The sequence below is a fragment of the Bradyrhizobium sp. AUGA SZCCT0283 genome (assembly GCF_018130385.1).
Lineage (GTDB): Bacteria > Pseudomonadota > Alphaproteobacteria > Rhizobiales > Xanthobacteraceae > Bradyrhizobium.
This window is the reverse complement of sequence record NZ_JAFCLU010000002.1, coordinates 248071-274248: the sequence shown is the minus strand read 5'-3', so window position 1 is coordinate 274248 and position 26178 is coordinate 248071. Positions and strand designations below refer to the sequence as shown.

Sequence of the window (26178 nt, the reverse complement as noted above, 5' to 3'; positions counted from 1 at the left end):
GAGCGCGATTGCGCTCATCGCGGCCGCGTGATCTTAATTGTGGGCACGGTGGCAGAGACTTTTCTTCACTACGAACGCCGGTGCCTATGGGTCCCTGCGTTCGCAGGGACGACGGGGGGAGAGAGTTTGCGCCCAACATCATCACCCTCCCTGCCGCGGCGTGATGATCTCGATCTCGTCGCCGCTTTTGAGCACCGTCTCGGCCCAGCGGCTTTTCGGCAGCACGTCGTAATTCACGGCGATCGCGAAATGCGTGCCCTCGTATTCGAGCTCGCTAAGCAGGGCGTCGACGCTGGCAGAGGTGATCTCCCGCTGCTCCCCGTTGACGGTCACACGCATCGCATCACCTCATTGTCGATCGCGCCGCGCTGCACATAGTTAAGCGTCAGCTCGGCCAGCGCGGGGGCCAGCAGAAAACCGTGGCGATAGAGTCCGTTCACGGCGATCCTGTTCTTGCCGACCATGATCCGCGGCAGATTGTCGGGGAAGGCCGGGCGAAGCCCCGAGCCGAACTCGACGATGCGCGCTTCGGCAAAAGCCGGATGCACGGAGTAGGCCGCGCCGAGCAGCTCCAGCGCCGAGCGCACGCTGACGCCGGTGTCCTCGGCCTCGATCGAAGTCGCGCCCAGCATGAATTTGTTGTCGCCGCGCGGGATGACGTAGAGCGGCCAGCGCGGATGGATCAGCCGCACCGGTCGCGACAGTTCGACCTCTGATGTCTCGACGATGATCATCTCGCCCTTGACGCCGCGCAATTCAGGCTGCTCGTCGCGCGCGGACAAGCCGCGGCAGTCGATCACGATGCCGTCGAGATCTTCCGCCTTCGCATCGCAGTCGAACTTGACGGTGCCGCCGGCGGCTTCGATGCGGGCATGCAGTTCGGGGAGCACTTTTCGCGGCTCGACATGGCCCTCGTCGGCATAGAACAGGCCGTCGCGGAAACGGCCATCCAGCGACGGTTCGAGGTCGCTTAACCCCTGCGCGTCGAGCCTGACATGGCCGGTGGTCAGTTTCGCAAACCGCTCGAAATCGGCGCGGTCGCGCGCATGCGCCACGACCAGCGAACCGTTGAACGGGGTGTTGGGAAAAAGCTCGCGCCACAGATCGAGCGAGCGGATGCCGAGCCGGCCGATCACGGGCTCGGAGGTCTCGGCCTCGCAATAAGGCGCGAGCATGCCGCCGGCCCAGCGGCTGGTGGAAAGCGTCATATCGGCGTCACTGCGCTCATACAGCGTGACGGCATGGCCGGCCTGTGCAAACAGCAGCGCCTGCCATGCGCCGGCAATGCCCGCGCCGATGATGGAAACGGGGGAATCCCCCCGCGGATCTGACTTCTGGTACATCCCTGTCCCTTCGCCGGCATGACCCGGATCAGGTTCAAAGGGTCACCGCGGTCTCGGGCTGAACTGCCCAAGCTTGCGGTATCTCAGCTCCTCATCGGAGCACCCCTCGGAACAGGGCTAATGTAGGCAGTTGGGCGGGGGTGTCAACGGACAGTGACGCCCCACCACCCCGTCATGCCCGGCATGACGACTATCGGGCGGGAACCTGCAGCGCATTGGCGTTGGCGGCTGTTTTCGCCGTTTCGGCCGGCTTGGCGACGATTTTCGGCGGCCCGCCACTCGCAAGCACCGGCGCGGCCACCAAGGGCCGCTGCCGCCGGCGCTTTGCAGCATAATAATAGCCGCTCGCATAATAACGCATGGCACGGCTGTGATCGCCGTTGGCGGCACGGTAGGCGCCGGCGAGATATTTGACGCCCCAGGCGAGGTTGGTGTCGGGATCGCGCAGGCCGGCGGCGTCGCCGGTGTAGCCGAGGCCGCGCGCAGTCGGCAGCTTGATCTGCATCAGCCCGATGGTGCCGCCGCGCCCGACGAGACCAGGATGATATTTGCTCTCGCGCACGATCACCCGGTGCACCAGCGCTTCCGGCACGCTGTTGGCGGCGGCGTGCGCTGCGACCATGCTCTCATACGCTGCGCGGCTCTGCGCGCCTGCGCCTGACGAGACGAACAGCGCCGTGATGGCGGCGAGCCAGACGAATTTCGGAAAGCTTTTCATAAAAAATGATCTCGGTGGATGGACGCGTGAACAATTGTTGCCTCCGGTTAGTTCCGTCAGCGGGCCAAGATGTGGCGAAAAACGGACGACATCGCGGCGAGATGTCTGCACTGAGACACGTGTTAACGAACGCGGCTTAACGAACGCGGCCCGCGTGACGTTAACGTTGTGTGTGCGATGCATCGCTTCTGTCGACGCGAATCTGCGTCATGCGGACGCGCAGGAATGTCGTGCAAAAGTCGCAGTCAAGGTGTAAAGGAGACGCCGCGACAAATACCAATTCATTCCGACAGCAAACCTGTCCCATTCAACAACATTTAAAAAAGCGAGACGTCATTACGGCGTCCGAAGTCTAGGGAGATGCGCCATGGCTCGACTTGATTCCAGCAATCTGCCTCGCGGTAATCCCTGTGCCCAGTGTGGCAAGCCGATTCCAAAACCCGATTGGGTCGAGAGCAGTCCGGGCCGCACGTCCTTCCTCTGGTTCTGCCGCGCCTGCGATTATCGCTTCGAGGCGATCGCGATCTACGAGGAAGCCGATCCCGACGCGCTCGCAGCCTGACGCAATGATCTAGGCCGCGGAGCGCTCGCTCTGCTGACGAACCGGCAATAGCATCCGAACAACCAGTCCACGCGGCTGCCGGTCGTGCAGCGACAGCGTGCCACCATGCGCCAGCACGATGGCGTTGGTGATCGAAAGCCCAAGGCCGAAGCCTGCCGCTTCGTCCATGTTGCGGGCCTCGTCGCCGCGCACGAACGGCTCCAGCATATTCTGCTTCAGCGCATCGGAAATGCCGGGGCCGTCGTCTTCGACATTGATGGTGAGCTGATCCGCCGAGACGCGCAGGCGGATCACCGCTTCGGCGCCGAATCTCACGGCATTCTCCACCAGATTGGTGACGGCGCGGTGCAGGTCGTCGGGCCGCACCGTGGCCATGGCATGCGTGGGGCCGTCATAGGCGACCTTGCGTCCCATGTCGGCGAACTGGTCGGTGATGAGCTGCAGCGTGCTGGCGATATCGGCCAGCGTCATGGCTTCGAGCCTGCGGCCGTTGCGCAGGAACGACAGCACCGATTCCAGCATCGCGCGCATCTGATCGAGATCGCTTAGCATGCGGCTGCGATGGGTTTCGTTCTCGATGAATTCGGAGCGAAGACGCATTCTTGTAATCGGCGTGCGCAGATCGTGACTGATCGCGGCGAGCATCTTTGTGCGGTCGTCGATCAGTCCGGTGATGCGCTGGCGCATGCGATTGAGCGCGCGCGCGACCGAGCGGATTTCCTCCGGCCCGCGTTCGGGCAGCGGCGCCGCGGCGCCGTTCAGGCTAAAACTCTCGGCGGCCTTGGCGAACGACGATAACGGCGCGGTCAACGCCCGCGCCGCCCACAGGCCGAGCAAAGTGACGCTGATGACGGCAAACAGCAGCGTCATCATCCAGGGGCCGCCGAGAAGTGGCGGCCGTGGCCGGTCCGGCAGGACGTTGGCTGAAATCATCATGCCGTCCGGCAAGCCGATGCCGAGCTTGCGGGGCTCGTCGCCGCTCGTGAGCTGGAAGATGCGATACTCATGGCCGAGGCGCCGCTGCAGGCCGTGTGGGTTGAACCCGTCGGGCTCGCCCGCCGCAGGCATTTGCCCCGTGGGGAGGATTTCGATGCCGAGTTGCGGAAAGGCGCGCGCGATGTCGGCGGACAGCCGCGGCCGTTCTGATGCGGGCGCCGCGCCGAGCAGTTGCACGGCGGCGGCAAGCTGGCCGTGGCCGCGCTCAGCCGGCTCCGGCTGGTCGGGCCGGTGCAGCAGGAAACTCGCGGTGATGATCAGATGCAGCGCTGCGATCGAGACGACGACGAGGGCCGCGATCTGGCCGCTGATGCCGCGCAGGTTCAAAAGGCTCTTCATCATCAGTGGCCAGCGGCGGGCACCGCCTCGACGCTGATTGGTTCAACTTTCGGGGTGAAGATGTAGCCGCCGGAGCGCACCGTCTTGATCAGGGTGGCAGCCTGCGGATCGGGCTCGATCTTGCGGCGGATGCGGCTGACCAAGACGTCGATCGAGCGCTCGAACGAGCCGGCGTTGCGGCCCTGCGTCAGGTCGAGCAGGCTGTCGCGCGACAGCACGCGGCCGGGCCGCTCGCAGAATGTTCGGAGCAGGTCGAACTCGGCGCTGGTCATCGCGACGTGCGCGCCCTCGGGATTGCGCAATTCGCGCAGCCGGAAATCGATCCGCCAGCCCGCAAACACCAGCGCCGTTGCGCCCTCGGCGGCGCTGGCGGTATAGGCTATAGCCTGCCGGCGCAGCACGGCGTTGATCCGGGCCAGCAATTCGCGCGGGTTGAACGGTTTGGCGAGATAGTCGTCGGCGCCCATCTCCAGGCCGAGGATGCGATCGATGTCCTCGCCGCGCGCGGTCAGCATGATGATCGGGGTCTGCGATTGCGCGCGCACCTTGCGGCAGAGGGTGAGGCCGTCCTCGCCGGGCAGCATGACGTCGAGAATGAGGAGATCGACCCGGCGGTCGGTCATGGCGCGGACCATCTCGCGGCCGTCGGCCGCGGTGGCGACGTTGCAGGCGTTGTTGCGCAGGTATTTTGCGATCAGCGACCGCGTCTCGCGATCGTCCTCAACGACAAGGATATTGGGTATTGCCTGGGCCATGCCGACCTTTTGTCGGTGATTCGGGCCCACGCGCGAAGGATTTTTGTTTCCAGATGTTTCCGGATGACTCCGGGCAACACCGGGCAACAGGCCAGGCGGCGGGCGAAAAGACCTCGTTAAGACCCGCAGCCCTACGGTCGATGCGTCTTCCACGCGTACCTCGACGAATCACCTGACGATCACTGACCATCCCTCTCCGATCCCTTGGAGCTATCATGACCTCGATCTCGGCGGCCTCCATCAACACCTATCAATCGCCACTGCAGAAGTTGCAGGATGAGTTGCTCTCCGAAGTAAAATCCGGTGCCATCAAGTCGTCCGACCAGGACGCGCTGGCGTCGGCGCTGACCGATATCGATTCGGCGATGCAGGCGAGCCGCGCGAGCGACCAGGCCAGCGCAACGCGGCCGTCGCCCGACCAACTCAAATCCAAGATCGACGACCTCATCAACGGCGAAGTTTCCAGCGGCAAGCTGACCAGCGATCAGGCCACCGAACTGCGGGGCATCTTCAAGGCGGCCTTCGCCAACGGCCCCGGCGGGGCTGGCGGTCCCCCTCCGGGCGGTCCGCCGCCGACGGCTGGCGCGTCCCCGAGCGACGACTCTTCGTCGAGCACGACGTCGATCGACGACATTCTCAAGCAGTTCCTGCAATCGCTGCAGGAATCGCTGTCGGCTTCATCATCGACGACCTACGGCGCGACCGGCAGTTCAAGCACGAGCAGCAGCGGTTCCTTCTCGGCGTTGCTGATCGATTATCAAGGCTGAGCCCGCGGGTCGCGTTCCGCACGAAGCGGACAAAGCGACGCAGCAACCATCCTTTCCGAAAGGGAAGGGTGGTTGTCTCATTTTCGGCAGTGGAACCGGGGGGCGGTTGTCACGTTGGTTCGCCTACAAAATGTGTGGAGGGTCCAATGGCAAGCGACGTCATGACCATGCCGCATCAGTTGATCGCGAGCGACCGCATCGAGGGGACCGCGGTGCGCCGGCCGAACGGGGACATGATCGGCCATATCGAACGGCTGATGATCGACAAGGTCACCGGTAAAGTATCTTATGCAATCCTGAGTTTCGGCGGGTTTCTCGGCATCGGGGCCAATCTGATTCCGTTGCCGTGGGGACGGCTTCGCTACAACACGAAGTTCGAAGCCTACGAACTCGACATCGACGATGAAGAGCTGAAGCGCGCCCCGTCATTCCAGGCGGACAAGGATTTCGACTGGGGCGATCGCGCGAAGGAAGCCGAGCTGCATCGCTATTACGGCATGCCGCCTTACTGGGGCGGCTTCTGACCGCAGTGCGGCACACGTGTTCCATGCGAAATGCGTGGAACACTTGTTGAAGTGACGGGTTTTCCCAAGGCGTTTCTCAACTGAGGAGAACCGATATGTTAACCAAATATGCCGTTGTCGGCCTCGCGGCTTCCGCGATGCTGGCGAGTGTCGCGTTCGCGCAAAGTCCTTCGGCAACGACTGACCGCGCCACCACCGCCGCGCCTGCGGCCGCGTCCGATACCTCGTCGTTCAAGGGCAACTGGCGGTCCTCGAAGCTGGTCGGCCTGAACGTGTACAACGATAGCAACGAAAGCCTCGGATCGATCAACGATCTCTTGGCTGACAAGAGCGGCAACATCAAGGGCGTGGTGATCGGCGTCGGCGGCTTCCTCGGCGTCGGCGAGCATCTGGTTGCGGTACCGTTCGACAAGGTGAAGTTCGTCGAAGAGCCGATCGCCTATACCGGCGCGTCGTCGAGCGCACCCGCCACCGGCGGTGCAAGGCCTTCGACGGGCACGACGACGACCGGTGCCGCGACGACGGCGCCTGCCCCGGCGGTTAAGAAGAATCCGTGGTATCCGGATCACGCCATGCTCAGCGCGACAAAGGATCAGCTGAAGGCGATGCCGGAGTTCAAGTACTCCACCGATTGAGGCCGCGGTCTCAACGACCAGGCTTCCTCAAAATGGCCGGACGGCGCGATGCCGCCCGGCCATTTGATTTTGTCGACGCATGTTCACGCAATGGTGCAGCGCATCCTATTCACGACGCGCGTCCCGATGTTAGGTTGTCGCGCGGCAGGAGCACCTGCGTCCTGCCTGGCATCAACGGGAGGACCACATGGCTGAGAGTGTCTACAAGGTCATCGAGCTGATCGGCACCAGCAAGGAATCCTGGGAGAAGGCCGCCGCGGCGGCGGTCAGCCGCGCCGGAAAATCCTTGCGCGACCTCCGTGTCGCCGAGATCGTCAAGCTCGATCTGCAACTCGACGCCAAGGGCGAGGTCGAGGCGTACCGCGCCAAGGTGAACGTCTCGTTCAAGTTCGAGGATTGACGAGGCGTCAAGCTGCGCGAGCCGGCTTACCTGACCTCGTCCCGCTTGCGGGGCGGGGGATCCGGCCTCATTTCACGCTGACCCGGACGCCGGGGCTGATCTGATCGCTGGGATAGACGATCACGCGTTCGCCCTGGGTGAGCCCCTTCCGGACCGCGGCAAAGCCGCGAGAGCGGCGCACGAGTTCGATGGTTCGCGGTTGTGCGTGGCCATCGACGGCAACGTAGACGCTCCAGCTGTCGCCGCGGCGGAACAGGGCGCCGGCCGGGATGATCTCGATGTCGTTGTGCGTGAACACGGTGATCCGGGTGTCCACCTGGTATCCGTCGCCGAGGCCGGTCCATTGCTGCGGCGGAGATAACACGTCGATCAGCACATTGACCCGCTGCTCCTCGACGCCAAGCGTCGACACCTTGGTGAACGCCGCGGGCTCGACCCGGCGTACCTGTCCCGAGAGAGCCCCGGGGCCGCCCCAATGCTCGATCGCAACCTCGGCGCCGGGCCGAATTTCAACCGCCTCGGTGCTGAGAACGTCGGTCACGATTTCGAGGTCGCGCGGATCGCCGATCTCCAGCAGCGGCATTCCAGACTGCACCGCCGCCTCGCTCTCCTGCAAGACCCGCAACACCACCCCCGAAACCGGCGCCGTGACGTTCCAGGGTTCGGCTGGTGCATCCATGCCATCCTTGTAGCGGCCGAGCAGCGCCATGGCCTGGGCGAGTTCGTGCTCCGCTGCATGATTCTGGAATTCCGCGGCCCGCATGTCGCGATCGGCGACCCGCTGTGCGAGTTCGGCGCGTTCCAGCGCCTGTACGGTGGACGCACCGCTCCCGGCGAGCGTGCGGGTGCGGTCGAGTTCGGCTTTGGTATGATCGGCCTGGGCCCGCGCGCGCTCGACCACCGCCTTGGCGCGCTCCAGCGCGGCCTCGGCAGTGCCCAGCCGTTCCTCGGCCTCGCGACGGGTGCGCGGGTCGAGCAGGGGCGCCGGCGGCGGCAGGATCGCAGCAACGACTTCGTTAGCAGCGACCTTGTCGCCTGCCTTCAACCTCACGCGCGTCAGGCGCCCTGCGAGCGGTGCTGCCACCACATAATGCTGACGGATGCGGGTCTTGCCGTCCTCGTCGACGCTGGCGACGAAGCGCTCCTTGGTGACGGCCACCGTCTCGACCGGGATCGGCTTCGGCATCAGAAGCCAGACGATGCCCGCGGCCGCAGCCAGTGCGCCGAGCGCCATCCCCACACGACCTGCCGTGACACGCATCGTCAATCCCTCGTCTTCAGTACCGCGACCAGATCGAGATGATCGACCCTGCGGCGTACGATGTAAGCGCTGGCAGCGGCGGTGGCTACGACAATGGCGGCAGCGACCACATAGGTTCGCGACCCCACTACTCCCGGAATCTGGAAGCTCTCGTTGGAATGAAACCGCGCGATCAGCGTGACGATGCCCTGGGAGAGCCAAAGCCCGATCGGAATCGCCAGCGCGATCTCGGCCGCGAACTGATTGAACAGGATCTGCGCCACCTCGGCGCGGGTAAAGCCGAGCACGCGCAGGCTGGCGAGCTCCCAGGCGCGCTCCTGCAACGCGATGCGGGCGCTGTTGTAGACCACGCCGACCGCGACGATTACCGCAAAAGCGGTGAGGATGCCGGCGCTGACGAGAACGAGGCCCGCGATTTTTTCAAGGAACGAACTTAATGTGTAGCTCTTCACCGCCACCGACTCGATGACGGGCAGTTCCTTGAAGCGTCGCGACAGGGCCGGAAGTGCCGACGGCTCGACGAACAGGGCTGCGGCCGATACCACCGCGCCTTCGCCGGTCAAGCGGTTGAGCGTGTCGATCTCCATGTAGGACGACATCCCGACCGTCTCGTCGACGATGGCGCTTACCGGCAGGTCGATCTTGCGGCGGCGGCCCTCCATGACCTCGATCGTTACGATCTCTCCGGACCCGACCAAGATCCGCTCGGCCAGCCGGCGCGTGAGCGTGATGCCATCAGGCGGCACGTCGATTGGACGCAGCGCGGCATCATGCGGCCGCCGCAGGCCTGCGTTGAACGGCAGTCCGATTACCGACGTCAGATAGCTGCGATGCCCCGCGCGCAGGCGAACCGGGACAAATCGCAAACCTTCAGCGACGAGCACGCCGGGCTCGCGGGCGAGGTCGCCGACGACGGTGCGGTTGAGCGGATGGGGGAATGTGACCATGGCGTTGCCGCGTTCGACCAGGTTGAACTGGACCTCGATCATCTGGTCGATCGCATCCCGCCAGAACAGCCCGAGCACGACCATCGGCACGGCGAGCGCGATGCCGACGATGGTGAACAGGCTGCGCAGCGGGCGGCCGGCAAAATTGCGGATCGCCAGCACGCGCCGCGGCGTCAGCGCCTTCGCCGACAGCAAACCCTCGATCCAAGATCGGCGAAATCGCCTCGGCGCGGCCGGTCGCATGGCCACCGCCGGGGCCAGTGCGACGACGCTTCGCAGCGCCGTCACCACGCCGAGCGTAGCCGCCGCAAGGCTGATCAGGAGGCCGGCGAGCGCGGACCAGGGCGTAAGTTCGAATACCAGCGCCGGCAGACGAAAGAAGCCATGATAGCTTGCCACCATCGCCTCGCCGAACAGGAACCCGGCGGCCAGGCCCAGCGCCGATCCGAACAGAACCACGACCGCAACCAGCTTGAGATAGTGCAACACCAGCGGCGTCGTCGGAAAGCCGAGCGCCTTCAAGGCTGCGATCTGCTCGCGCTGTGCGGTCACCAGCCTTCCGAGCACCACGTTGAGCAGAAACGCCGCGACCCCGAAAAAGATGATGGGGATGGTGATCGACATCACCTTTTGCTGGTTGAGTTCGTCGTCGAGGAAACGGTTGGACGGCTGATCGCGCCTGGCGATGGCTCCGACCGAACCGTAGGGCTCGAGCAGGCGGTCGAGCTCGTCGATCACCTGCCTGGGGTGGGTGCCCGGGGTCAACGACACGATGGCGTCGTTGAACGCGCCTTTCATGTCGAAGGCCGCCTCCGCCGCGCTGCGGTCGACCCAGAGCACGGCGTAGAAACGGTCGTCCGGGATCGGCCCCCCCGGTTTCACCGCATAGACATATTCGGGCGACAGCGCGACGGCGGCGACGCGAAAGCTCTGCACGCGCCCGTTCAGCACCACCGGTACGTCGGTGCCCAGTCGCACCGCGTTTTGCTCGGCAAATGCCTCGTTGATGGCGACGGCTTTGGAGTCGCCCGGTCCCGGCGGGGTGCCTCGCCGGACGTGCAATCGTGCCAGCGGTTCGTCGCCGGCATTCGCGAGCGAAACCATCCGCGCCGAAACCGGCAGCACGGCGGAGGGCCAGTCCAGAATCACATCGCGCACGATGCGCGGCTCGACCGCAGCAACGCCCGGAATTTCATTGAGCTGCGCCACCACCGAGAGCGGCGCCCGCTTGAGCGTGACGAAAACCTGCGGAAAGCGCGCGCTGGCGTAGAAGCGGTCGCGCCCGGCGCGCAGCGAATCATAGGTCGATATCGAGGCGACGAATACCGCGATGCCGGCGGCGACCACCAGCGCGATCGTCGTCACCTGTCCGCGCATGGCGAAAATGTCCCGCAGCAGCTTGCGATCGAGCAGGGTCACCAGCGCACCTCTTCCGGCGAAAGCCGGCGCGCATTGTGCTCCTCGCCGACGATGCGTCCGCCGCCGAGGCGCAGAACGCGATCCGCCATGCCCGCGATCGCCGCGTTGTGGGTGATGATCACGGTCGTGGTGCCGAGCCGCTCATTGACCCGCGCGATCGCGGCCAGCACCACCTTGCCGGTCTCGTAATCGAGCGCTCCGGTCGGCTCGTCGCACAACAGCACATCGGGTGATTTGACGATGGCGCGGGCGACCGCGACGCGTTGCTGCTCGCCGCCGGAAATCTGCGAGGGAAAATGATCGAGCCGCCGTTCGAGGCCGACCAGCGCCAGCGCCTCGCGGGGATCGAGCGGCTTGTCGGCGATCTCGTTCACCAGCGCCACGTTCTCGAGCACGGTCAGGCTCGGAATCAAATTGTAGAACTGAAACACGAAACCGACATGCTCGCGCCGGTAGCGCGTCAGTTCGGCGTCATCGGCGCCGACAAGGTCATGGTCGCGCCAGCGCGCCTGGCCGGCGGTCGGTGCGTCGAGCCCGCCGAGGATGTTGAGCAGCGTCGACTTGCCTGAACCGGACGGCCCGAGCAGCACGACAAATTCGCCTTCATAGATATCGAGATTGACGTCCCTGAGCGCGTGGACCTCGACTTCGCCCATCACATAGGTCTTGGACAGATCGCGGGCCCGAAAGACCACGCGACGGGGTTCGCCTTGCTGCCGGGGTTGGTTCAGCGTCACGATGTCCTGCTACTGCCCAATCCGCTTCGATGAGCGGCCGATCATAGCTAGCGCTTTGCCCTGAACTCTGTTTGAGACAGGTCAAGTTGTTCCCCATCGCCGCGTCACAATCCCGGCAGCGCGCTCACATAGACGTTGATTGCGCCTTCGGCTTCCGCGATCACGCGCAGCGTTTTGGAATCGAAGGCGATGTCGGCAAGCCGCAGCTTGCTGATCTCGGCCGAGACCCGCAGGCCTTCCTCGTTCTTCTGGAAATCGGCGATCACGGCCGCAATCTTTTTCTGGGCGTTGGCGGCGAACGGCTTGAGGTCGACGGTTGCCTTTTCCGCCAGCGTCTTCTGCAAGTGCGGGATGGCCGCGCGCGCCGCTGCACCCAATAGCCCGAAGGCGGCCTCCGACTCGACGGCGAGTTCGATATCGGTCAGCCGCAGCGTCTGCTCGGCCTGATCGAGCACCGGCCTTCCCCAGATATGCACATTGGCTTCGCCGCCCAGCCCCAGGAAGCTCTTCTTTTCCTTGGCGCTCACCAGCAGCGAAATCAAGAGGCGGTTGCCCGACGCCGCGACGCTGGCGCGCTTGACGGTGACATCGACCGAGCCGGAACCATCTTCCGGAAAAGTCTTTCCGGCGAACTGCGCTTCCACGATTCTGTTGAGCTCGGTGAAGGGCATGTCGATGGGAACGCCGATCGCGACCCGTCCCGGCGTCGGCGGCACGATGGCGATCGTGGCGGGGAACGGGCAGGACGGCTTGGTCTCGGCCGGCGTGATCCGGGTCTCCGCCTCGATGCCGAGCGTCAGCGTAAGGTTGGAAGCGTCGATGCGCGGCTGCGCGGCAATCGCCCGTATGGGGCGCAACTCCAGCCACAGCGTCGGCATCGTCGAACCGGCCGTCGTGCCCTGCAGCGGGATCGAGCGGCAGGCCTTGGCCCATTGCGCCCGCGCGTTCTGTTCGAAGGCCGGATCGTTGCGCATGCGCGCCTGCACCAGCGCGATCTGCTCGGCGACGTTCTTGTCGATCAACGGCTTCACCTGCGCGGGTACGTTGACGCGCGCGCCCGCCACGCTGAGGCTCGAGTCGCTGAGATTGACCTGCGCTGCGAGGTTGGGCTCGATGCGCCAGTTCGTGGCGATCTTCGGCCGCGCCGTGATGACGACGTTGCCCTTGATCTCGGCGCTGGCGTTGAGGTTCTTGATGTTTACGCTGCCGATTTGTTTCGCGACATTGCCGCCGAGCAGGCCGCCGAGCGCGTCGCCGACCGCGCCCGTCGCCTTCGCCGACAGCGAGCCCGTGACGTTGAGTGTTCCCGTCAGCGGTGTCGCCAGCGACAGCACGTCCTGCGCGCCGGTCGCGTTGATCGGCCCGCGCGAGGCGGTCCAGCCGATATCGGCATTCTGCAGGATCTGTGAGATCGGATTGTCGGCCTTGCCGGTGAAGTTGCGCGGCGCGCCGCGATCGGCGGCGTCGCGGATCGCCGAGAGCGCAACCGCAATCGGCGCCATCACGGTGGAGGCGCGCGGCACCGGCGGCAGCGGCGGCAATTCGGCGAGCGCGGGCGGCCGGTTCGTGGCGCGCGGCGCGACGAAGTCCATCACCTTCAGGCTCGCCGCAAACGAGACGACGACGACCGCGAGCGCGATCGAAATCGTCTTCAGATGCATCGGCAGACGCATCGTGCCCCCGGATCCCATTGAATCGCCCCGAAGCGTTTTACAGCGAAGCGGGGTGGTACGCCAGTGTGGGTGGGTGTTCGATGAGCGCGGGGAACCGCTTGGCCCGACGAAGGAATAATTGCATGATCGCCGGATTAGCCGCAGCGGTGCCGAGCCGCTTTGCGGTGCCGTAAATGATTGCTGCCTCCGGCCGGGTTTTTCGTGAAGACAGATTTGATCGACCGCATCTACGAATGCTCCTTTGTCCCCGATCTCTGGCCTGGTGTGCTGGATGATCTCGCCGAACTGGCCGACTCGCGCGGCGGCCTGCTGTTCTCGGCCCGCGACGGGGTGCTGAAGTGGACCGCCTCGGCCAATTTGAAGGACATCTTCCGGTCCTACGTCGAGGATGGATGGTTTTCGCGCTGTCCGCGCCGGGTCTGCCTGTTCGGCCAGTCGATGCCGGGATTTTTCGTCGAACATGATTTCTGGACCCCGGACCAACTCGAAAGCAAAGCGATCTATCGCGACTTCTTTCGTCCGCACGGGCTCGGATGGTCGGCGGGCACCGGCCTGCAGATGCCGACCGGAGATCACATCGTTTTCAGCGTCGAGCGCGACCACAGCCGCGGGCCGATCGAAAAGGAGCGGGTCGAGGCGCTGAACGAATTGCGTTCCCATCTGGCGCGCAGCGCCTTCGTGTCGGCAAGGCTCGGCCTGCAGCGCGCCAAGGGCGCCAATGACGCGCTCACTTCGATGGGATTGCCGGCGCTGCTGTTGGACGAAAGCGGCACGGTCGTCGAAGCCAATCGCCTGATCGAGGAGATGGGCGAACATTTGCACTGGCGGGCGCGAAACCGCGTCGCGCTGACGGATGGACGCGCCAACGAACTGTTGTGGGCGGCACTGGCGGCGCTCGGCAAGGATCCCGGCTCGGCCGTGCGCTCATTTCCGCTGCGCGATAGCGACGACAGGACGTCGATGGTCGTTCACCTGATTCCGGTTCGGCGTTCGGCCCACGACATCTTCACCGGCAGCTACGCGCTGTTGGTGCTGACGCCAGTGGCGGCGCCGCCGGCTCCGCCCGTCGAATTGATGCGGTCGCTGTTCGACCTGACGCCGTCGGAGGCACGGGTGGCCCGCGGCCTCGCGGTCGGCGAAACCCTGGAAGAGATTGCCTCCGCCGGCGGGGTCGCCATCACCACCGTGCGCTCGCAACTGCGTCAGGTGCTGAAAAGACCGGATGCACCCGCCAGGCTGAAGTGGTTTCGCTGCTGGCCAACGTCACGCTCGATCGAAGCGGCGCCAAAAACTAGAGCGTGGACTCATCAGCACGCAGCCAAACCCGGATTGATGCGAGTGTGGCGAACGCCGGATGGCTGGCCGCGAGTTTGTCGTACCGGGTCGCGACGCCGCTTTCGGCAGCATGGCGGGCAGCGCCGAACTTGCCGGCTTGCTGCTTCTTGGACAAGGGGTGACGATCAAGTGCACCGAAATGCGGGATGGAATTATTTCACCGCACCGGCGGCGGCATTGGCGACCTGTCCATCCTGTTGAGGAAGCATACCCGAAACACCGACTGCACCAATAATCTTGCCGTCGACCACAATCGGGACGCCGCCCTCGTAAGGAACAGCTCCCTGAAGCCCGAGAACTCTCAACCCAATTCCACCCGCCGCGATAGCATCTTCAAATGCTTTGGATGAGCGGCGGAACAACACCGCCGTGCGCGCCTTGCCCTCGGCGACAGGAATCGATCCAAGTTGGGTGTTGTCGAGCCGATGCGTAGCTACCACGTACCCACCAGTATCGACGACTGTAATGACGACGAACAAATTGTTTTTTTGGGCTTCGGCCTCGCCCGCTGCCATCACCTTCTTGGCTTGTTCAAGCGAGATCGGCGTGCCATAGGGCGGCGTCGCCTGTTGGGCCATTGCCGGAATGCTAGTCATGACGGCAATATTCGCTGCGACAGCGAGCTTCCTGAATGTGGTCATGGCATTCACCCTCTCAGAGGTCGGACTGTCTCCCAGAGCCTTTTTGCGCGCGCCAGCATAGCGGGTCATCATAGCGGAATCCAGAACTGTACAATTAACTCTTAGGGGGCGGGACGCGACTGCCGGCACAAGTCCGTACCGCGCGACGTTTTGCAACTGGCACCGAGCGCTTCTTCCGCTATCGAGTGTATGCGCTGTCGCGACGAGGGCCTCGATCTCTCGGGATGCCGAGTCGGCCCGGGGATTTCACCCCGAGCCGCCCAGAGACCTGGTGCGGGGAGCGCGAGGTAACTCGCGTCCCTACCGCAAAGACGCCATTGCTGCGATGCATGATTCCGGAAGATGGCCCATCGCGTCATTTCGCGGCGCGGCAGAATTTGGTCTGCTATCGGGGGGCATAGCGGACTCTGGCAAGCCGTCCGTCCGGGCGGATTTACGGGTTCACGGCCCAGAGCATCGGCCTCACGCGAACCGGTATCCACCCGGCATGAAGTGCGATGCAGGCATTCGCTCGAAAACGCGATAGCGCCGAATCCACGTGACCTCATCTGTCGGCGTCTTCATCAATATGGAGGATGACGCCCCTCGCGGTAGCCCTCAATGTCGCGCGTGACCGTTCGTGTCACCGGCTTTCCACCTCGGAAGCCGTCAATCGTCAGCATCCGGGCCGCCAGCGCGGCGGATGCGAAGAGGGAAAATCAGATGAAGCGCTTCATTCTCGTTACGGCTCTGCTCACCTTCATTGCGGGCACCTTTGCCGCGATAGCTCCGGCCTCCGCCGATAAGCACGGCGATCGCATGCGCTCCGATTGCAAGAGCGGCCTGCGCAAGTGCTGATTTCAAGTGCTGATTTCATGACGAATTAATGGATTGACCTCGCCCGCCGGCTTGCAAGGGCCGGCGGGCTCTAGATTTTTGGTTTGACGCGTTTTCTTGACGCGAACCGGGCTCCACTTCGCTGGAAAACGCTCTATCGCGTGCTGAATACGAAAAGCGGCCCCGGCAATGCCGGGGCCGCTTTCAGCGTGGGTTTTGTCTTGCGGTCAGCGGATGGTGCGGCCGAGATCGGCGCGGCGATCCGTCATCGGCAGCACGATCACCTTGGTGCCGACGCTGACCCGCGAATAGAGGTCAGAGACGTCTTCGTTGGTGAGGCGGAGGCAGCCGGAGGAAACGCGGGTGCCGATCGTCTCCGGCGCGTTGGTGCCGTGGATGCGATAGATGGTGCCGCCGAGATACATCGCGCGGGCGCCGAGCGGGTTGCCGGGGCCGCCGGCCATGTGGCGCGGCAGATAGGGCTGGCGGGCGATCATTTCCGGGGGCGGGGTCCAGGCCGGCCATTCGGCCTTGCGGGTGATGGTCTGCGTGCCCGACCAGGTAAAACCGTCGCGGCCGATGCCGATGCCATAGCGCATCGCCTGGCCGTTGCCGAGCACGAGATAGAGATAGGTGTTCGGGGTATCGATGATGATCGTGCCCGGCGCCTCGCGGGTGGCGTAGCTCACGACCTGGCGGCGCAGGCGCGCCGGCAGATCGACCGTCCGGTCTTCTTCATCCTGGGGCACAGCCTGCACCGGCGGCGGGGCTGCTTCGAACTGCGGCAGGAAAAACGGAAACAGCGGCAGCGGAGCCGCGGCGGCGGGTACGGAAAATGCGGTCGCGCCGATCGCCAGCGCACCAAAAGCGGCGGCAGCAAATCGGGTGTTCAGCCTGAATGAATTAAACATTGGTCGTCCCCTGTTCTACGCCCAGTCGCGCCGTTTTCGGCGCGTCGTTGGGGAAACATGTACAGGTGAACCGTTTCACGACATTTGCACGAAATCGCCAAAATGGTTTCGTCCAGTTAGGGAATTGTTTCATTAAGGTTTCGTTGACGGACGGTGGGCCGCGCGGCCGACCGGACTGAGGGGGCGTTTCCCTCTTCCACAAGGGGAGAAGGAAGCGCCTCCGGTTGCACCGGCGTTGCGCCGTGGCGGGCAGATCTACTTAATCGAGGGAGAAAGCCAACCGAACCAATCAGGTCTAGCTGGCGCGCATTCGCGGCATGCCGGCCTCGCCGGCGCCGAGCACAACGCGGCGGTCGGTGACCGCGTGATGGAACTGCTCAAGCGCTAGTCCGATCACCGACAGGTCGCCGTCCTCGATGGTGCCGTCATCATAGCAATCGAGCGCCTCCCGCAGCATGCCGTCGGCGGCCCCCTGCATTTCCGCCAGTTCGCCCGGTGTTTCGGCGGTGCGCACCCTGGAAATCAGCTCGAGCAAATGATCGCGATGGACGATGTACTGCTCGCGCTCGTCCTTGTTCCAGTAATGCCTCAGCCAGGCGCCGGCCGATCCCAGGCCCGAGACGATCAGGACCGCGAACCAGATGTAGTCGGTGTATTTTTCGAGGAAAGTTCGCTCATTGCCGTCGATATAGGCCGCAGCTCCCGCATGCGCCGGCAGCGCTGCATCCTTGTCGGTATCAGGCTTTTCGATCTGCGAGGCGGTCGGCATTTCACGCGCCAGTTGCTGGCGGTTGGTGAAGAGCTGGCGGGCGAAGGCGGCGACCGCCGTCTCCGACAACGACTTCGGCGCGATGATCAGATGGCTGACGGCAACCGTGTCGATCTTGTCCTCCGGGCGCGCGGGCGAAGAGTTGAAAATACTGCCGGGGATTTCCTCGGATTCGTAGATCGGGTTTTTCTTGGCGATTGCGTCGGCGACGTCGATCGGCAGGAATTTGGGTTCGCCGCGCGCCACAGCCGTTGCCGCGATGGCATCTACTGTGATCTTGCTCTTGAGCGGACCGACCGCCATGAACGCATCGATCGTCGGGTCGCGCGCCATTTCGCTGGTCTGGTTGGTGGCGAATTGACTGACCGCCACCTTGTCGGGATCAATGCCGGACTCCTTCAGGATTCCGCGCAGCAGCTTCACGTTGGCCTCTGTCCGTCCGATCACGCCGACGCGGTGACCCGGCAAAGCGTCCAGCGTCTTGACCCTCGGCGTCGACTGTTTCTTGCCCTTCGTTGGAAGTCCGGGCGCCGACCACAGCACGACGACATTCTTGCGCAGGATGGCGACCGCTTCAGCATTGGCCGGCAGGTTCAGGTCGCCACGTGCGACCGCGAGATCGGCCTTGCCGGCCGTGAACAAGGCGATGCTCTGCGCCGTTCCTTCTGTCGTGATCGGCGCCAGCCGCACCGAGCCGCCTTCGCGCGCAAAAGTCTGCGCCATCAGCTGGATGAGTTTCTGGTCTTCGCTGCCGGCAGGCCCGACCGCGATCCGCAGCGTCGTCGGCCGCAGCACGTAATACAGCGTGCCGGCGGCGACGCCGAATGCGAGCATGCCGGCGGCAAGGATCAGAAGCGCATAGCTCTTCCGCTTTCGCCGCCGGCGGGATCGCGCATTGTTGTCGTTCGGGTCTGACATCATTCTGTCAAATTACACGAAAATGCGTGGAGAGGGGCTTAAAAAACATCCTTACATATCGATGACGTCATACGCCTGAAATATCCATGGCCGAACGTCGGATTTGAGAATCGTTCACGAAATCTCGGGTCCGGGACATGAAGATATTGATAGCGACCGATGCGTGGCATCCGCAGGTGAACGGCGTCGTCCGTACGCTGACGTCGCTGGCGCAGAGCGCCTCCGCGCTTGGCGCCGACATCGGCTTCCTGACCCCGGACGGATTTCCCTCGATGGCGTTGCCGACCTATCCTGGACTGCGCATCGCGCTGCCGAACCGGCGCGAGATCGCGCGGCGGATCGAGCAGGCCGCGCCGGACGCCATCCACATCGCGACCGAGGGGCCGATCGGCTGGGTGGTGCGCGCCTATTGCCGCCACCGCAAGCTTGCGTTTACCACGTCCTATACGACGCGCTTTCCCGAATATATCGCCGTCCGCACCGGGCTGCCGGTGAGCGTCGGCTATGCGGTGCTGCGGCACTTTCACGCCGCGTCCACCACGACCATGGTCGCGACCGACTCGCTGCGGCAGGAACTCGGCGCGCGGGGGTTCCGCAAGCTCGGCTTCTGGACGCGCGGAGTCGACACCGAACTGTTCAACCCGCATACGCCGGCGACGCTCGATCTGCCGCGGCCGATTTTCATGACCATGGGCCGCGTCGCGGTGGAGAAGAATCTCGAGGCGTTTCTGTCGCTTGACCTGCCGGGCTCGAAAGTGGTGGTCGGCGACGGACCGCAGAAGGCGCAGTTGGCAAAGCAATATCCCGACGCGATCTTCCTCGGCGAGAAGAAGGGCGCGGACCTGACCGCGCATCTCGCTGCCGCCGACGTTTTCGTGTTTCCGAGCCTGACCGACACTTTTGGCGTCGTGCAGCTCGAGGCGCTGGCTTGCGGTACGCCGGTCGCGGCGTTTCCGGTCACCGGTCCGAAGGATGTCATCGCTGATCATCCGATCGGCGCCATCGACACAGATCTGCGCAGCGCGTGCCTGCGCGCGCTGACGATGTCGCGCGAGGCCTGCCGGAATTTTGCGCTTTCGCGTTCCTGGGAAAACAGCGCCCGGCAGTTCATCGGCAATCTGACGGCGCTGCAGCCGAGCCGCGCGCTGCGGCCGGTGCGCCGGGCGCCCGCCGCGAGCGCCGTGCAGGGCTGAGTGCAAAGACCATAAACCAGTCATATGCGTAAGACGAGAAGGCAGAGAACCAACCATGGCAGACATCATCAAGCTTGACGGTACCAGGCAGCTCGATTTCGACCGCGAAATGGTCGAGCAGGCCTATGATCGCTGGGCGCCGGTTTACGACCTCGTGTTCGGGGGCGTGTTCAGCAAGGGCCGCAAGGCGGCGATCGCGGCAACCAACAAGATCGGCGGCCGCGTGCTCGAAGTCGGCGTCGGCACCGGCATTTCGCTGCCGCTATACGCGCCGCATCTGCGCATCTTCGGCACCGACATTTCGGAGTTGATGTTGGAGAAGGCGAAGAAGCGCGTCGACGAACTCGGTCTGAAAAACGTCGAGGGGCTTGCGGTGATGGACGCCGAAAACCTCGAATTCCCCGACGATTCGTTCGACGTCGTGATGGCGCAATATGTCGTCACCGCGGTGCCGAACCCGGAAAAGGCGCTCGACGAATTCGCCCGTGTGCTGCGGCCGGGCGGCGAGCTCATCATTCTGACTCGTGTGAGCGCCGATGCCGGCATGCGCCGCTTCATCGAGCAGCGGCTGCAGCCGGTGGTGCGCCCGCTCGGTTTCCGCACCGCCGAATTCGCCTGGTCGCGCTATGCGCAATGGCTGGCCGGCGCGCGCGGCATCGAACTGGCGGAACGCCGCCTGGTGCCGCCGCTCGGCCATTTCTCCCTGGTGCGTTTTCGCAAGGTCGACGTAGCCGCCGCCGCGTAATGCGCGGCTGTTGATGTTGCGTCACCGCGTCGCTGCGACCAGTCACATGTCAACATCATGATGTCACATGCCGGACATCGAATCTCGATAAACACAAACCCGAAAGAATGGGGGTAGAGATGATCAGGAATTTTCTGCAGGAACTGCGAACCCAGCGCTGGGACGACCATCGCTATTATCACCACAGCCGCATCAACCAGTCGCTGCACTTCGTCAGCGCCGCGAGTTTTCTGTTCGCCTATGTGATGCTGTTCTTCGATCCCGTGGTGTCGGCGCTGGTCGGCTGGCTGGTGTCGATGACGACGCGGCAGGCCGGTCACTTCTTCTTCGAGCCGCGCGGCTACGACCACGTCAACCACGCGACCCACGAGCACAAGGAAGAGATCAAGGTCGGTTACAATTTGCAGCGCAAGGTCGTGTTGATGACGATCTGGGCGCTGTCGCCACTGGTGCTGTATCTCGATCCGACGCTGTTCGGCTTGTTCGAGCCCTGGACCTCGACGGCGGACTTCATGCGCCAGGTGGCGAAGATCTGGCTGGCGGTCGGCATCGGCGGGCTGTTGTTCCGTACCGTGCACCTGTTCTTCATCCGCGACGTCGAGACCGGTCTGGTCTGGATGACGAAAATCCTCACCGACCCCTTCAGCGATCTCAAGCTGTACTACAAGGCGCCGCTGTACCTGATGAAGGGTGAACTGATCGATCCGGGCCTCGAGAAGCACGTCAAGCACGCGTGAGCGTTGCTGCATCAACCACCGTCATGGCCGGGCAAAAGCGCGAAGCGCGTCTTCGCGCCGGCCATCCACGTTCTTAAGCAGCAGTCGTGCGATCGTCATTGCGAGCGAAGCGAAGCAATCCACCTCTCCGCGCGGGGGACGGATTGCTTCGTCGCTACGCTCCTCGCAATGACGTGGAGATAGCCCGGCAATGTCAGCAACAAGAAAGACGTGGATGGCCGGGACAAGCCCGGCCCTGACGACAAGCGGTGGAGCGCCCCTAGCGCCCCAACTTCTTGGCAAGCATTTCTTTCAAAAACTGCCGCTTGATGTTCTTGTTGGTCAGCGAAGCATCGTGCCACCACCAGCCGTCGCGCTTCATCTTCTCGGCCGCCGCGACAAAGCGATCGGCCACTTCAGTGAAGTCCGCATCGGTGTAGTTGAGGCTGAAGATCAGCCGGCCGGTCCCGACCCAGCTCAGCGCCAGCCCCTCGGCGCGCAGATAATACTGAAGCATCCAGTTGTAGCGGGACGGCTCGGTATATTGCACCATCCAGATCGAGGAGAGATTGCTGACGCGGACGGGCAAATCGTTCGCCGCCAGCCGCGCGTTCAGCGCCTCGGCGCGGCCGTTCCAGGTTTCGTCGAGTCCCTGATAGACGGCGTTGAAGTTCGGGCTGGCGAGGCGGCTGAGGAATGCATCCATCGCCGTCATCACGTAGGGGTGCGAATTGAAAGTGCCGCGGGCGAAGCAGACGTCGGCGGGGCGGTCATCGCGGAAGCGACGCATCAGGTCCTTAGCGCCGCAGACCACGCCGACCGGAAGTCCGCCGGCGAGGCTCTTGCCGTAAGTGACCATGTCGGCGCGGACGCCGAAATATTCCTGGGCGCCGCCGGCGGCGAGGCGGAAGCCGACGAACACTTCGTCAAAGATCAGCACGATGCCGCGCTGGTTGCAGACCTCGCGCAGTTTCTTCAGCCATTCGGCGTAGGCCGCGCGATCGAAATATCCTTTGCGCGAACTGTCGACGAGAGCGGAATCGCCGGGTGCGTTGGCGTTGGGGTGCAGCGCCTGCAGCGGATTGACCAGCACGCAGGCAATGTCCTTGCGCGTGCGCAGCACATGCAGGGTTCGCTCCGACATGTCGGCCAGCGTATAGGTCTCGTGCGGCGACACCGGATTGCCGACGCCGGGCTGCACGTCGCCCCACCAGCCGTGATAGGCGCCGGCAAAGCGAACCAGGTGCGAGCGTTTGGTGTGGTAGCGCGCGAGCCGCACCGCCTGCATGACCGCTTCGGTGCCGGACATGTGGAACGAGACTTCGTCGAGCCCGGAAATCTCGCACAACCGGCGGACGTTGTCGGTGATGACGGGATGATAGGGACCGAGCACGGGCCCGAGCGCATTCGCGCGCTTTTCGGCTTCCGTGATGCATTCCTTGTAGAAGTCGTTGCCGAAAATGTTGACGCCGTAGGAGCCGGTCAGGTCGTAGAACAGGTTGCCGTCGACATCGGTGACGGTGACGCCGGCGGAGGACTGCATGAAGGCGCCGGTGCCGAGATTTTCCCGCACCAGTCGGCTGTACTGAAACGGCACCCGGTAGTTTTCCGTGAACTGCAGGTCGGAGATGCGCGCAGCTGCCTCGGCCGTCATCTGTCGGCCCTTGGCATAGCGCTGCTGATAGAGGCAGGCGAGGCGAAAGAAGGCGTCCTGGCGCTGCATGGCGACGTCGGCGGGCGCGCCGTCGGAACGGAAGAAGCCGTCGATATCGAATTCGTAGTGCGGCATCAGCCGCGCGACCATTTTGGACATTTTGGAATGTCCGGTCAGCGAGCGGTGCTTGGCGCGCGACAGCGCCAGCCGCGCCTGCAATTTGGGGAAGACTGCCGCGGCGCTAGCGACCGCAGCGGCGGACAGCGAAAGAATCGGAAGGGACGAATCCATGCCTGAAGCGCTAGCCAATCCTGCTGACAGATTGATGACAATCCGGGGCCTGATCGCCCGCTTCACGCAGCAGGAGGATCTGAATTTCCTGCTGACCAACCGCATCCCGCGGGCGGCGCTGACGCGCTTCATGGGCTGGTTCAGCAAGATCGAGAACACTTTGGTGCGGGATGTCTCGATCGCGTGCTGGCGGCTGTTTTCCGATCTCGATCTGTCGGAGGCGAAGAAGACCGAATTCCGGAGCCTGCACGATTGTTTTACGCGCGAGCTGCGTCCCGGCCTGCGCCCGGCCGATCCCGATCCATCCGTCGTGGCTAGCCCCTCCGACGGCATCATCGGCGCCTTCGGCAAGATCGCGGATACCGAACTGTTCCAGATCAAGGGCGCGCCTTATTCGCTGCTGGATCTGCTCGGCGATCCCGCGCTGGTGGAGAGCCACCGCAACGGCTGCTTCCTCACGCTGCGGCTGACGTCGAGCATGTATCACCGCTTTCACGCGCCGTATGACGGCAAGATCGAACGGGTGACGTTCATCCATGGCGACGTCTGGAACGTCAATCCGATCGCGCTGAAACGGGTCGAGCGTCTGTTCTGCAAGAACGAGCGGGCGGTGCTCGAGATGCGCCTGCCGTCGGGCGAAGCGCTGACGCTGGTGCCGGTCGCGGCCATTCTGGTGGCCAGCATCCGGCTGCATTTCCTCGACGTCACGCTCAACGCGCAGAGCAGGGGGCCAACCGTGTTTCCCTGCGATGCGAGCGTCAGCAAGGGCGACGAACTCGGCTGGTTCGAGCACGGCTCGACCATCATCGTGCTGACGCCGGAGCATTTTGAGTTCTGCGACAACGTCGCGGACGGCGTTCGCATCCGCGCGGGCGAGCCGCTGTTGCGAAAACCGTGATCGCTGGCTCGATTTCGCAGCCGCTTGTCTCTATGGTCGCGGAATCCGAAATCGGAACGCGGGAAGCGAGATGGCGCGGACGCCGGTGCTGGCGGCGGGAGGCATTGTGCTGCGGCAGGCGGAGCCGCCGCTGGTCGCGGTGGTACGTTTGCGCAAGGGCAACGAATGGTGCCTGCCCAAGGGCAAGCTCGATCACGGCGAGACGCCGCGCGCCGCCGCCGAACGCGAGGTGATGGAGGAAACCGGGCACGATGTCGCCGTGCACGAATTTCTGGGCACGCTGGCCTATGAGACACGCGGCGGCCCCAAGGTCGTGCACTACTGGCGCATGGAGGCAGGGCACACGCCGGTGCGGGAATTGATGCGCGACGTGAAGGCGGTGGACTGGCTGCCGCTGGGGGAAGCCGTCGAGCGGCTGTCGCGCGGCTATGAGCGCGCGTTTCTGCAACAGGTCGGGCCGATGGCGATGGCTGCGGCGAACGGCCTGGCGCAAGTCGACGTTTCGATCGACCGTGCGGCGGAGCCGCGCCGCGTCGAGACGTCGAGGGACTTCCAGCCGTGGCCGCGGAGCCTCATGCAGCGGATGCGAGACTGGCTGCGGCGCGCGGTGTGATGCACGCCGAGCGTCACCTTTACCGCAATTCCTTCGGCGGCGGCTTGCCGCGTTGCGGCGCGGGCGCAGGCCGCCGCGGTGCGGCGGGCAGTCCCGGACGCTGCACGGTGGGCGCGCCCTGAACGCCGGGCACGCGCTGCACTCCGGGCACGCCGAACCTGTTCGGCAATCCCGGCCGCGTCAGCGGCGCGCCGGGCTGCGCCGGCACTGAGGGCTGTTGCGGTTGGCCTGCGCGTGGCGGCAGGCCGGGCTGCGGTGGCAGATCGGTTCGCGGCGGTTGTCCGGCCCGTGGCGGCACGCCGGGTTGATTGGGCGAGCCGGGTTGCTGTTGTCCCTGTCGGTTCGGCGTGCCCGGCTGTTGCTGCTGACCGGGCCGGTTCAATTGACCCGGCTGCTGCGGTTGTCCGGGACGATTGAGCCGATCAGGCTGCTGTCCCTGGCGGTTGGGTACGGCCGGCAGTGGCGGCTGACCGGGTTGCCCGGGCAGGCCGTTCTGCCGCGGCTGGCCGGGACGATTGAGCTGGCCGGGCTGTTGTTGTCCGGGCCTGTTCTGTCCGGGCAATCCATTTGGCCGCTGCTGGCCAGGTTGCAATTGCCGGATCGGCCGGTTCGGATTGACGAAGCCGGGATTGGCGCGGCGGAATTCGCGCTGCTGGAACACGAGCTGCCGGCCGACATTCTGCGTCGAGTGAAGCTGGCGCACAAATCCCTGGTCGCGCAGCATCACCGCTTGCGGAATCACCAGCGGCACCGCGGCGAAGCGCGCGCCGCCCGCGCCCGGGCGGATGGTGAAGCCGCTGGCGCCCTGCGTGAGAAAGCCGAGCCGCGCGCCGGCGCGGTCGTTGACCTCGATGCGGCCGACGCGCCCGTCGGCATCGGGATAAAGCTTGACCGCGACATTGTTCGGATTGTTGGCGGCGGCACCCTCCGGCACTTCGACGAGGCCGGTGGTGCCGCGAATGCCGAGGGTGGCCGTCGGCGTCGTGATCTTCATGTCGCCGGTTTTTGCCACCGACGCCGCAACGAAAGCGGCGGTACCCTTGGCGACGTCGAAGATCGCGGCGTTGCTCTTGCCGCCGTCCTCGTAGACGTAATTGTCGATGGTGATCCGGGTGCTGGCTTTGAGATTGAAGGTGGTGGCGTCGATGAAGGTGATGCCGAGCGCGGAATTCGCCGCCGTCTGCACCACGTCGTTGAGATAGATGTCGTCCTTGACCTTGAGCGGCGTGGTCTTGTCGTTGCGGACCACGCTGGCGCTGCCGGTCACGGTCGCGACGTTGCCGATCGGCTCCTCCGGCGCGTCCGCAGCGGTTGCGTCAGGCGTGGCGGGATCGGGCGCGGCGGCTGCCGGTGCGGCGGGCTGCGAGGGCTCGGTCTGCGCCTGTGCCAGCTGCGTCAGGTCGGACGAAGCCGCGGCAGCATTGGTCGCTCCGATCGTCGTGCTGCAGGCCAACAGCATGAGCGCGAAACACAATTGGCGCTGCATCGGGGGAATTCCGGGTAGGGGGAGGCAGGGAGCGAAGCTTTGCGATTTCAGCCTCTCCTGGCTGAATGCGAAATGAACGCCGGCGTTTGTTGTCACGGGAGGCCGAAACGAGCAAG

General features: G+C 64.5%; 26 protein-coding genes and 1 riboswitch. Of the genes, 12 read left to right on the top strand and 14 right to left on the bottom strand.

Translation table 11 applies throughout. The features are described from left to right. Positions 1 to 141 precede the first annotated feature (141 nt). From thiS to JQ624_RS04715, 3 genes are all read right to left on the bottom strand, one after another. Positions 142 to 339, bottom strand: coding sequence for a sulfur carrier protein ThiS (thiS, locus tag JQ624_RS04725; RefSeq protein ID WP_212417680.1), 198 nt, complete (start codon positions 337 to 339; stop codon positions 142 to 144). Further along, positions 330 to 1343 (bottom strand): FAD-dependent oxidoreductase, encoded by a 1014-nt coding sequence (locus JQ624_RS04720; RefSeq protein WP_212417679.1) that lies wholly within the window; start codon positions 1341 to 1343, stop codon positions 330 to 332. Before JQ624_RS04720 ends, thiS begins: the two co-directional genes overlap by 10 nt. Next, positions 1331 to 1460, bottom strand: a riboswitch (TPP riboswitch). (Overlaps the previous gene by 13 nt.) Before the next feature lie 73 nt (positions 1461 to 1533). Continuing rightward, positions 1534 to 2061, bottom strand: a complete 528-nt coding sequence (locus JQ624_RS04715) for a transglycosylase SLT domain-containing protein (protein ID WP_212417678.1) — start codon at positions 2059 to 2061, stop codon at positions 1534 to 1536. Between the two features lie 367 nt (positions 2062 to 2428). Between JQ624_RS04715 and JQ624_RS04710 the strand changes: the two genes are divergently transcribed. Beyond that, positions 2429 to 2623 (top strand): hypothetical protein, encoded by a 195-nt coding sequence (locus JQ624_RS04710; RefSeq protein ID WP_212417677.1) that lies wholly within the window; start codon positions 2429 to 2431, stop codon positions 2621 to 2623. A 9-nt stretch (positions 2624 to 2632) separates the two neighbouring features. On the opposite strand, the gene JQ624_RS04705 is transcribed toward JQ624_RS04710, so the two are convergent. Together JQ624_RS04705 and JQ624_RS04700 are read right to left on the bottom strand one after the other, a co-directional pair. Then, positions 2633 to 3961 (bottom strand): ATP-binding protein, encoded by a 1329-nt coding sequence (locus tag JQ624_RS04705; protein WP_409334299.1) that lies wholly within the window; start codon positions 3959 to 3961, stop codon positions 2633 to 2635. Next, a complete protein-coding gene (locus JQ624_RS04700; protein WP_212417675.1) occupies positions 3961 to 4713 on the bottom strand; it encodes a response regulator in 753 nt (250 codons plus the stop codon). Before JQ624_RS04700 ends, JQ624_RS04705 begins: the two co-directional genes overlap by 1 nt. A gap of 215 nt (positions 4714 to 4928) precedes the next feature. On the opposite strand from JQ624_RS04700, the gene JQ624_RS04695 reads away from it, so the two are divergent. The 4 genes from JQ624_RS04695 to JQ624_RS04680 all read left to right on the top strand — a co-directional run bounded on the left by JQ624_RS04695 (position 4929) and on the right by JQ624_RS04680 (position 7039). Next, positions 4929 to 5480, top strand: a complete 552-nt coding sequence (locus JQ624_RS04695) for a hypothetical protein (protein WP_212417674.1) — start codon at positions 4929 to 4931, stop codon at positions 5478 to 5480. Positions 5481 to 5626: 146 nt separating this feature from the next. Further along, positions 5627 to 6004 carry a PRC-barrel domain-containing protein gene (locus JQ624_RS04690; RefSeq protein ID WP_212417673.1) on the top strand — a complete coding sequence of 126 codons (378 nt, stop codon included), beginning with the start codon at positions 5627 to 5629 and terminating at the stop codon, positions 6002 to 6004. A gap of 95 nt (positions 6005 to 6099) precedes the next feature. After that, the gene (locus JQ624_RS04685; RefSeq protein WP_212417672.1) at positions 6100 to 6639 is read left to right on the top strand and encodes a PRC-barrel domain-containing protein; all 540 of its coding nucleotides are present in this window, start codon (positions 6100 to 6102) and stop codon (positions 6637 to 6639) included. 187 nt (positions 6640 to 6826) lie between these two features. Beyond that, positions 6827 to 7039: a dodecin family protein gene (locus tag JQ624_RS04680; RefSeq protein ID WP_212417671.1), complete on the top strand. Its 213-nt coding sequence runs from the start codon at positions 6827 to 6829 to the stop codon at positions 7037 to 7039. 67 nt (positions 7040 to 7106) lie between these two features. Here JQ624_RS04680 and JQ624_RS04675 read toward each other — a convergent pair whose 3' ends face one another. From JQ624_RS04675 to JQ624_RS04660, 4 genes are all read right to left on the bottom strand, one after another. Further along, positions 7107 to 8300: an efflux RND transporter periplasmic adaptor subunit gene (locus tag JQ624_RS04675; protein WP_212417670.1), complete on the bottom strand. Its 1194-nt coding sequence runs from the start codon at positions 8298 to 8300 to the stop codon at positions 7107 to 7109. Positions 8301 to 8302: 2 nt separating this feature from the next. Continuing rightward, positions 8303 to 10666: an ABC transporter permease gene (locus JQ624_RS04670; RefSeq protein WP_212417669.1), complete on the bottom strand. Its 2364-nt coding sequence runs from the start codon at positions 10664 to 10666 to the stop codon at positions 8303 to 8305. Beyond that, complete coding sequence (locus JQ624_RS04665; protein WP_212417844.1) at positions 10663 to 11322, bottom strand: ABC transporter ATP-binding protein; 660 nt, start codon at positions 11320 to 11322, stop codon at positions 10663 to 10665. Before JQ624_RS04665 ends, JQ624_RS04670 begins: the two co-directional genes overlap by 4 nt. A gap of 185 nt (positions 11323 to 11507) precedes the next feature. Then, positions 11508 to 13076, bottom strand: a complete 1569-nt coding sequence (locus tag JQ624_RS04660; RefSeq protein ID WP_212417668.1) for a DUF4403 family protein — start codon at positions 13074 to 13076, stop codon at positions 11508 to 11510. Positions 13077 to 13277: 201 nt separating this feature from the next. Between JQ624_RS04660 and JQ624_RS39665 the strand changes: the two genes are divergently transcribed. Continuing rightward, the gene (locus tag JQ624_RS39665; protein WP_212417667.1) at positions 13278 to 14612 is read left to right on the top strand and encodes a LuxR C-terminal-related transcriptional regulator; all 1335 of its coding nucleotides are present in this window, start codon (positions 13278 to 13280) and stop codon (positions 14610 to 14612) included. Here the strand turns inward: JQ624_RS39665 and JQ624_RS04650 are convergent. Then, entirely contained in the window at positions 14564 to 15124 is a 561-nt protein-coding gene (locus tag JQ624_RS04650) for a heme-binding protein (protein ID WP_249129386.1), read from the bottom strand. The two genes, JQ624_RS39665 and JQ624_RS04650, sit on opposite strands and share 49 nt — an antisense overlap. Positions 15125 to 15754: 630 nt before the next feature. Here JQ624_RS04650 and JQ624_RS39265 point away from each other — a divergent pair. Further along, positions 15755 to 15889: a hypothetical protein gene (locus JQ624_RS39265; RefSeq protein ID WP_283816896.1), complete on the top strand. Its 135-nt coding sequence runs from the start codon at positions 15755 to 15757 to the stop codon at positions 15887 to 15889. 206 nt (positions 15890 to 16095) lie between these two features. Here the strand turns inward: JQ624_RS39265 and JQ624_RS04645 are convergent, their stop codons facing one another. Beyond that, complete coding sequence (locus JQ624_RS04645; protein WP_212417666.1) at positions 16096 to 16779, bottom strand: L,D-transpeptidase; 684 nt, start codon at positions 16777 to 16779, stop codon at positions 16096 to 16098. A gap of 295 nt (positions 16780 to 17074) precedes the next feature. After that, positions 17075 to 18466: a TAXI family TRAP transporter solute-binding subunit gene (locus tag JQ624_RS04640; protein WP_212417665.1), complete on the bottom strand. Its 1392-nt coding sequence runs from the start codon at positions 18464 to 18466 to the stop codon at positions 17075 to 17077. Between the two features lie 137 nt (positions 18467 to 18603). Between JQ624_RS04640 and JQ624_RS04635 the strand changes: the two genes are divergently transcribed. The 3 genes from JQ624_RS04635 (at position 18604) to JQ624_RS04625 (ending at position 21141) form a co-directional block, all read left to right on the top strand. Next, positions 18604 to 19659, top strand: coding sequence for a glycosyltransferase family 1 protein (locus JQ624_RS04635; protein WP_212417664.1), 1056 nt, complete (start codon positions 18604 to 18606; stop codon positions 19657 to 19659). Between the two features lie 55 nt (positions 19660 to 19714). After that, complete coding sequence (locus JQ624_RS04630) at positions 19715 to 20404, top strand: class I SAM-dependent methyltransferase (protein ID WP_212417663.1); 690 nt, start codon at positions 19715 to 19717, stop codon at positions 20402 to 20404. 119 nt (positions 20405 to 20523) lie between these two features. After that, a complete protein-coding gene (locus JQ624_RS04625) occupies positions 20524 to 21141 on the top strand; it encodes a hypothetical protein (RefSeq protein ID WP_212417662.1) in 618 nt (205 codons plus the stop codon). A gap of 259 nt (positions 21142 to 21400) precedes the next feature. Here the strand turns inward: JQ624_RS04625 and JQ624_RS04620 are convergent, their stop codons facing one another. Continuing rightward, on the bottom strand, positions 21401 to 23065 hold the full coding sequence (locus tag JQ624_RS04620; protein WP_212417661.1) for an aminotransferase class III-fold pyridoxal phosphate-dependent enzyme: 1665 nt from the start codon (positions 23063 to 23065) through the stop codon (positions 21401 to 21403). Positions 23066 to 23099: 34 nt separating this feature from the next. Here JQ624_RS04620 and asd point away from each other — a divergent pair, with 34 nt between their 5' ends. Further along, positions 23100 to 23963 (top strand): archaetidylserine decarboxylase, encoded by an 864-nt coding sequence (gene asd, locus JQ624_RS04615; protein WP_212417842.1) that lies wholly within the window; start codon positions 23100 to 23102, stop codon positions 23961 to 23963. A gap of 70 nt (positions 23964 to 24033) precedes the next feature. Further along, on the top strand, positions 24034 to 24576 hold the full coding sequence (locus JQ624_RS04610) for an NUDIX hydrolase (protein WP_212417660.1): 543 nt from the start codon (positions 24034 to 24036) through the stop codon (positions 24574 to 24576). A 19-nt stretch (positions 24577 to 24595) separates the two neighbouring features. On the opposite strand, the gene JQ624_RS04605 is transcribed toward JQ624_RS04610, so the two are convergent. Next, on the bottom strand, positions 24596 to 26062 hold the full coding sequence (locus JQ624_RS04605) for a FecR domain-containing protein (RefSeq protein ID WP_212417659.1): 1467 nt from the start codon (positions 26060 to 26062) through the stop codon (positions 24596 to 24598). Between the last annotated feature and the right edge of the window lie 116 nt (positions 26063 to 26178).

Excerpts from the sequence above, each read along its gene's own strand:
- JQ624_RS39265 (WP_283816896.1), top strand. The coding sequence starts at position 15,755 with ATGAAGCGCTTCATTCTCGTTACGGCTCTGCTCACCTTCATTGCGGGC.
- JQ624_RS04700 (WP_212417675.1), bottom strand. The coding sequence starts at position 4,713 with ATGGCCCAGGCAATACCCAATATCCTTGTCGTTGAGGACGATCGCGAG.
- JQ624_RS04695 (WP_212417674.1), top strand. The coding sequence starts at position 4,929 with ATGACCTCGATCTCGGCGGCCTCCATCAACACCTATCAATCGCCACTG.
- JQ624_RS04680 (WP_212417671.1), top strand. The coding sequence starts at position 6,827 with ATGGCTGAGAGTGTCTACAAGGTCATCGAGCTGATCGGCACCAGCAAG.
- JQ624_RS04710 (WP_212417677.1), top strand. The coding sequence starts at position 2,429 with ATGGCTCGACTTGATTCCAGCAATCTGCCTCGCGGTAATCCCTGTGCC.
- JQ624_RS04620 (WP_212417661.1), bottom strand. The coding sequence starts at position 23,065 with ATGGATTCGTCCCTTCCGATTCTTTCGCTGTCCGCCGCTGCGGTCGCT.
- JQ624_RS04705 (WP_409334299.1), bottom strand. The coding sequence starts at position 3,961 with ATGATGAAGAGCCTTTTGAACCTGCGCGGCATCAGCGGCCAGATCGCG.
- JQ624_RS04605 (WP_212417659.1), bottom strand. The coding sequence starts at position 26,062 with ATGCAGCGCCAATTGTGTTTCGCGCTCATGCTGTTGGCCTGCAGCACG.
- JQ624_RS04660 (WP_212417668.1), bottom strand. The coding sequence starts at position 13,076 with ATGCGTCTGCCGATGCATCTGAAGACGATTTCGATCGCGCTCGCGGTC.
- JQ624_RS04635 (WP_212417664.1), top strand. The coding sequence starts at position 18,604 with ATGAAGATATTGATAGCGACCGATGCGTGGCATCCGCAGGTGAACGGC.
- JQ624_RS04715 (WP_212417678.1), bottom strand. The coding sequence starts at position 2,061 with ATGAAAAGCTTTCCGAAATTCGTCTGGCTCGCCGCCATCACGGCGCTG.
- JQ624_RS04610 (WP_212417660.1), top strand. The coding sequence starts at position 24,034 with ATGGCGCGGACGCCGGTGCTGGCGGCGGGAGGCATTGTGCTGCGGCAG.
- thiS (WP_212417680.1), bottom strand. The coding sequence starts at position 339 with ATGCGTGTGACCGTCAACGGGGAGCAGCGGGAGATCACCTCTGCCAGC.
- asd (WP_212417842.1), top strand. The coding sequence starts at position 23,100 with ATGACAATCCGGGGCCTGATCGCCCGCTTCACGCAGCAGGAGGATCTG.
- JQ624_RS04645 (WP_212417666.1), bottom strand. The coding sequence starts at position 16,779 with ATGTTTAATTCATTCAGGCTGAACACCCGATTTGCTGCCGCCGCTTTT.
- JQ624_RS04640 (WP_212417665.1), bottom strand. The coding sequence starts at position 18,466 with ATGTCAGACCCGAACGACAACAATGCGCGATCCCGCCGGCGGCGAAAG.
- JQ624_RS04690 (WP_212417673.1), top strand. The coding sequence starts at position 5,627 with ATGGCAAGCGACGTCATGACCATGCCGCATCAGTTGATCGCGAGCGAC.
- JQ624_RS04665 (WP_212417844.1), bottom strand. The coding sequence starts at position 11,322 with ATGGGCGAAGTCGAGGTCCACGCGCTCAGGGACGTCAATCTCGATATC.
- JQ624_RS04625 (WP_212417662.1), top strand. The coding sequence starts at position 20,524 with ATGATCAGGAATTTTCTGCAGGAACTGCGAACCCAGCGCTGGGACGAC.
- JQ624_RS04650 (WP_249129386.1), bottom strand. The coding sequence starts at position 15,124 with ATGATGACCCGCTATGCTGGCGCGCGCAAAAAGGCTCTGGGAGACAGT.
- JQ624_RS04675 (WP_212417670.1), bottom strand. The coding sequence starts at position 8,300 with ATGCGTGTCACGGCAGGTCGTGTGGGGATGGCGCTCGGCGCACTGGCT.
- JQ624_RS04685 (WP_212417672.1), top strand. The coding sequence starts at position 6,100 with ATGTTAACCAAATATGCCGTTGTCGGCCTCGCGGCTTCCGCGATGCTG.
- JQ624_RS04720 (WP_212417679.1), bottom strand. The coding sequence starts at position 1,343 with ATGTACCAGAAGTCAGATCCGCGGGGGGATTCCCCCGTTTCCATCATC.
- JQ624_RS04630 (WP_212417663.1), top strand. The coding sequence starts at position 19,715 with ATGGCAGACATCATCAAGCTTGACGGTACCAGGCAGCTCGATTTCGAC.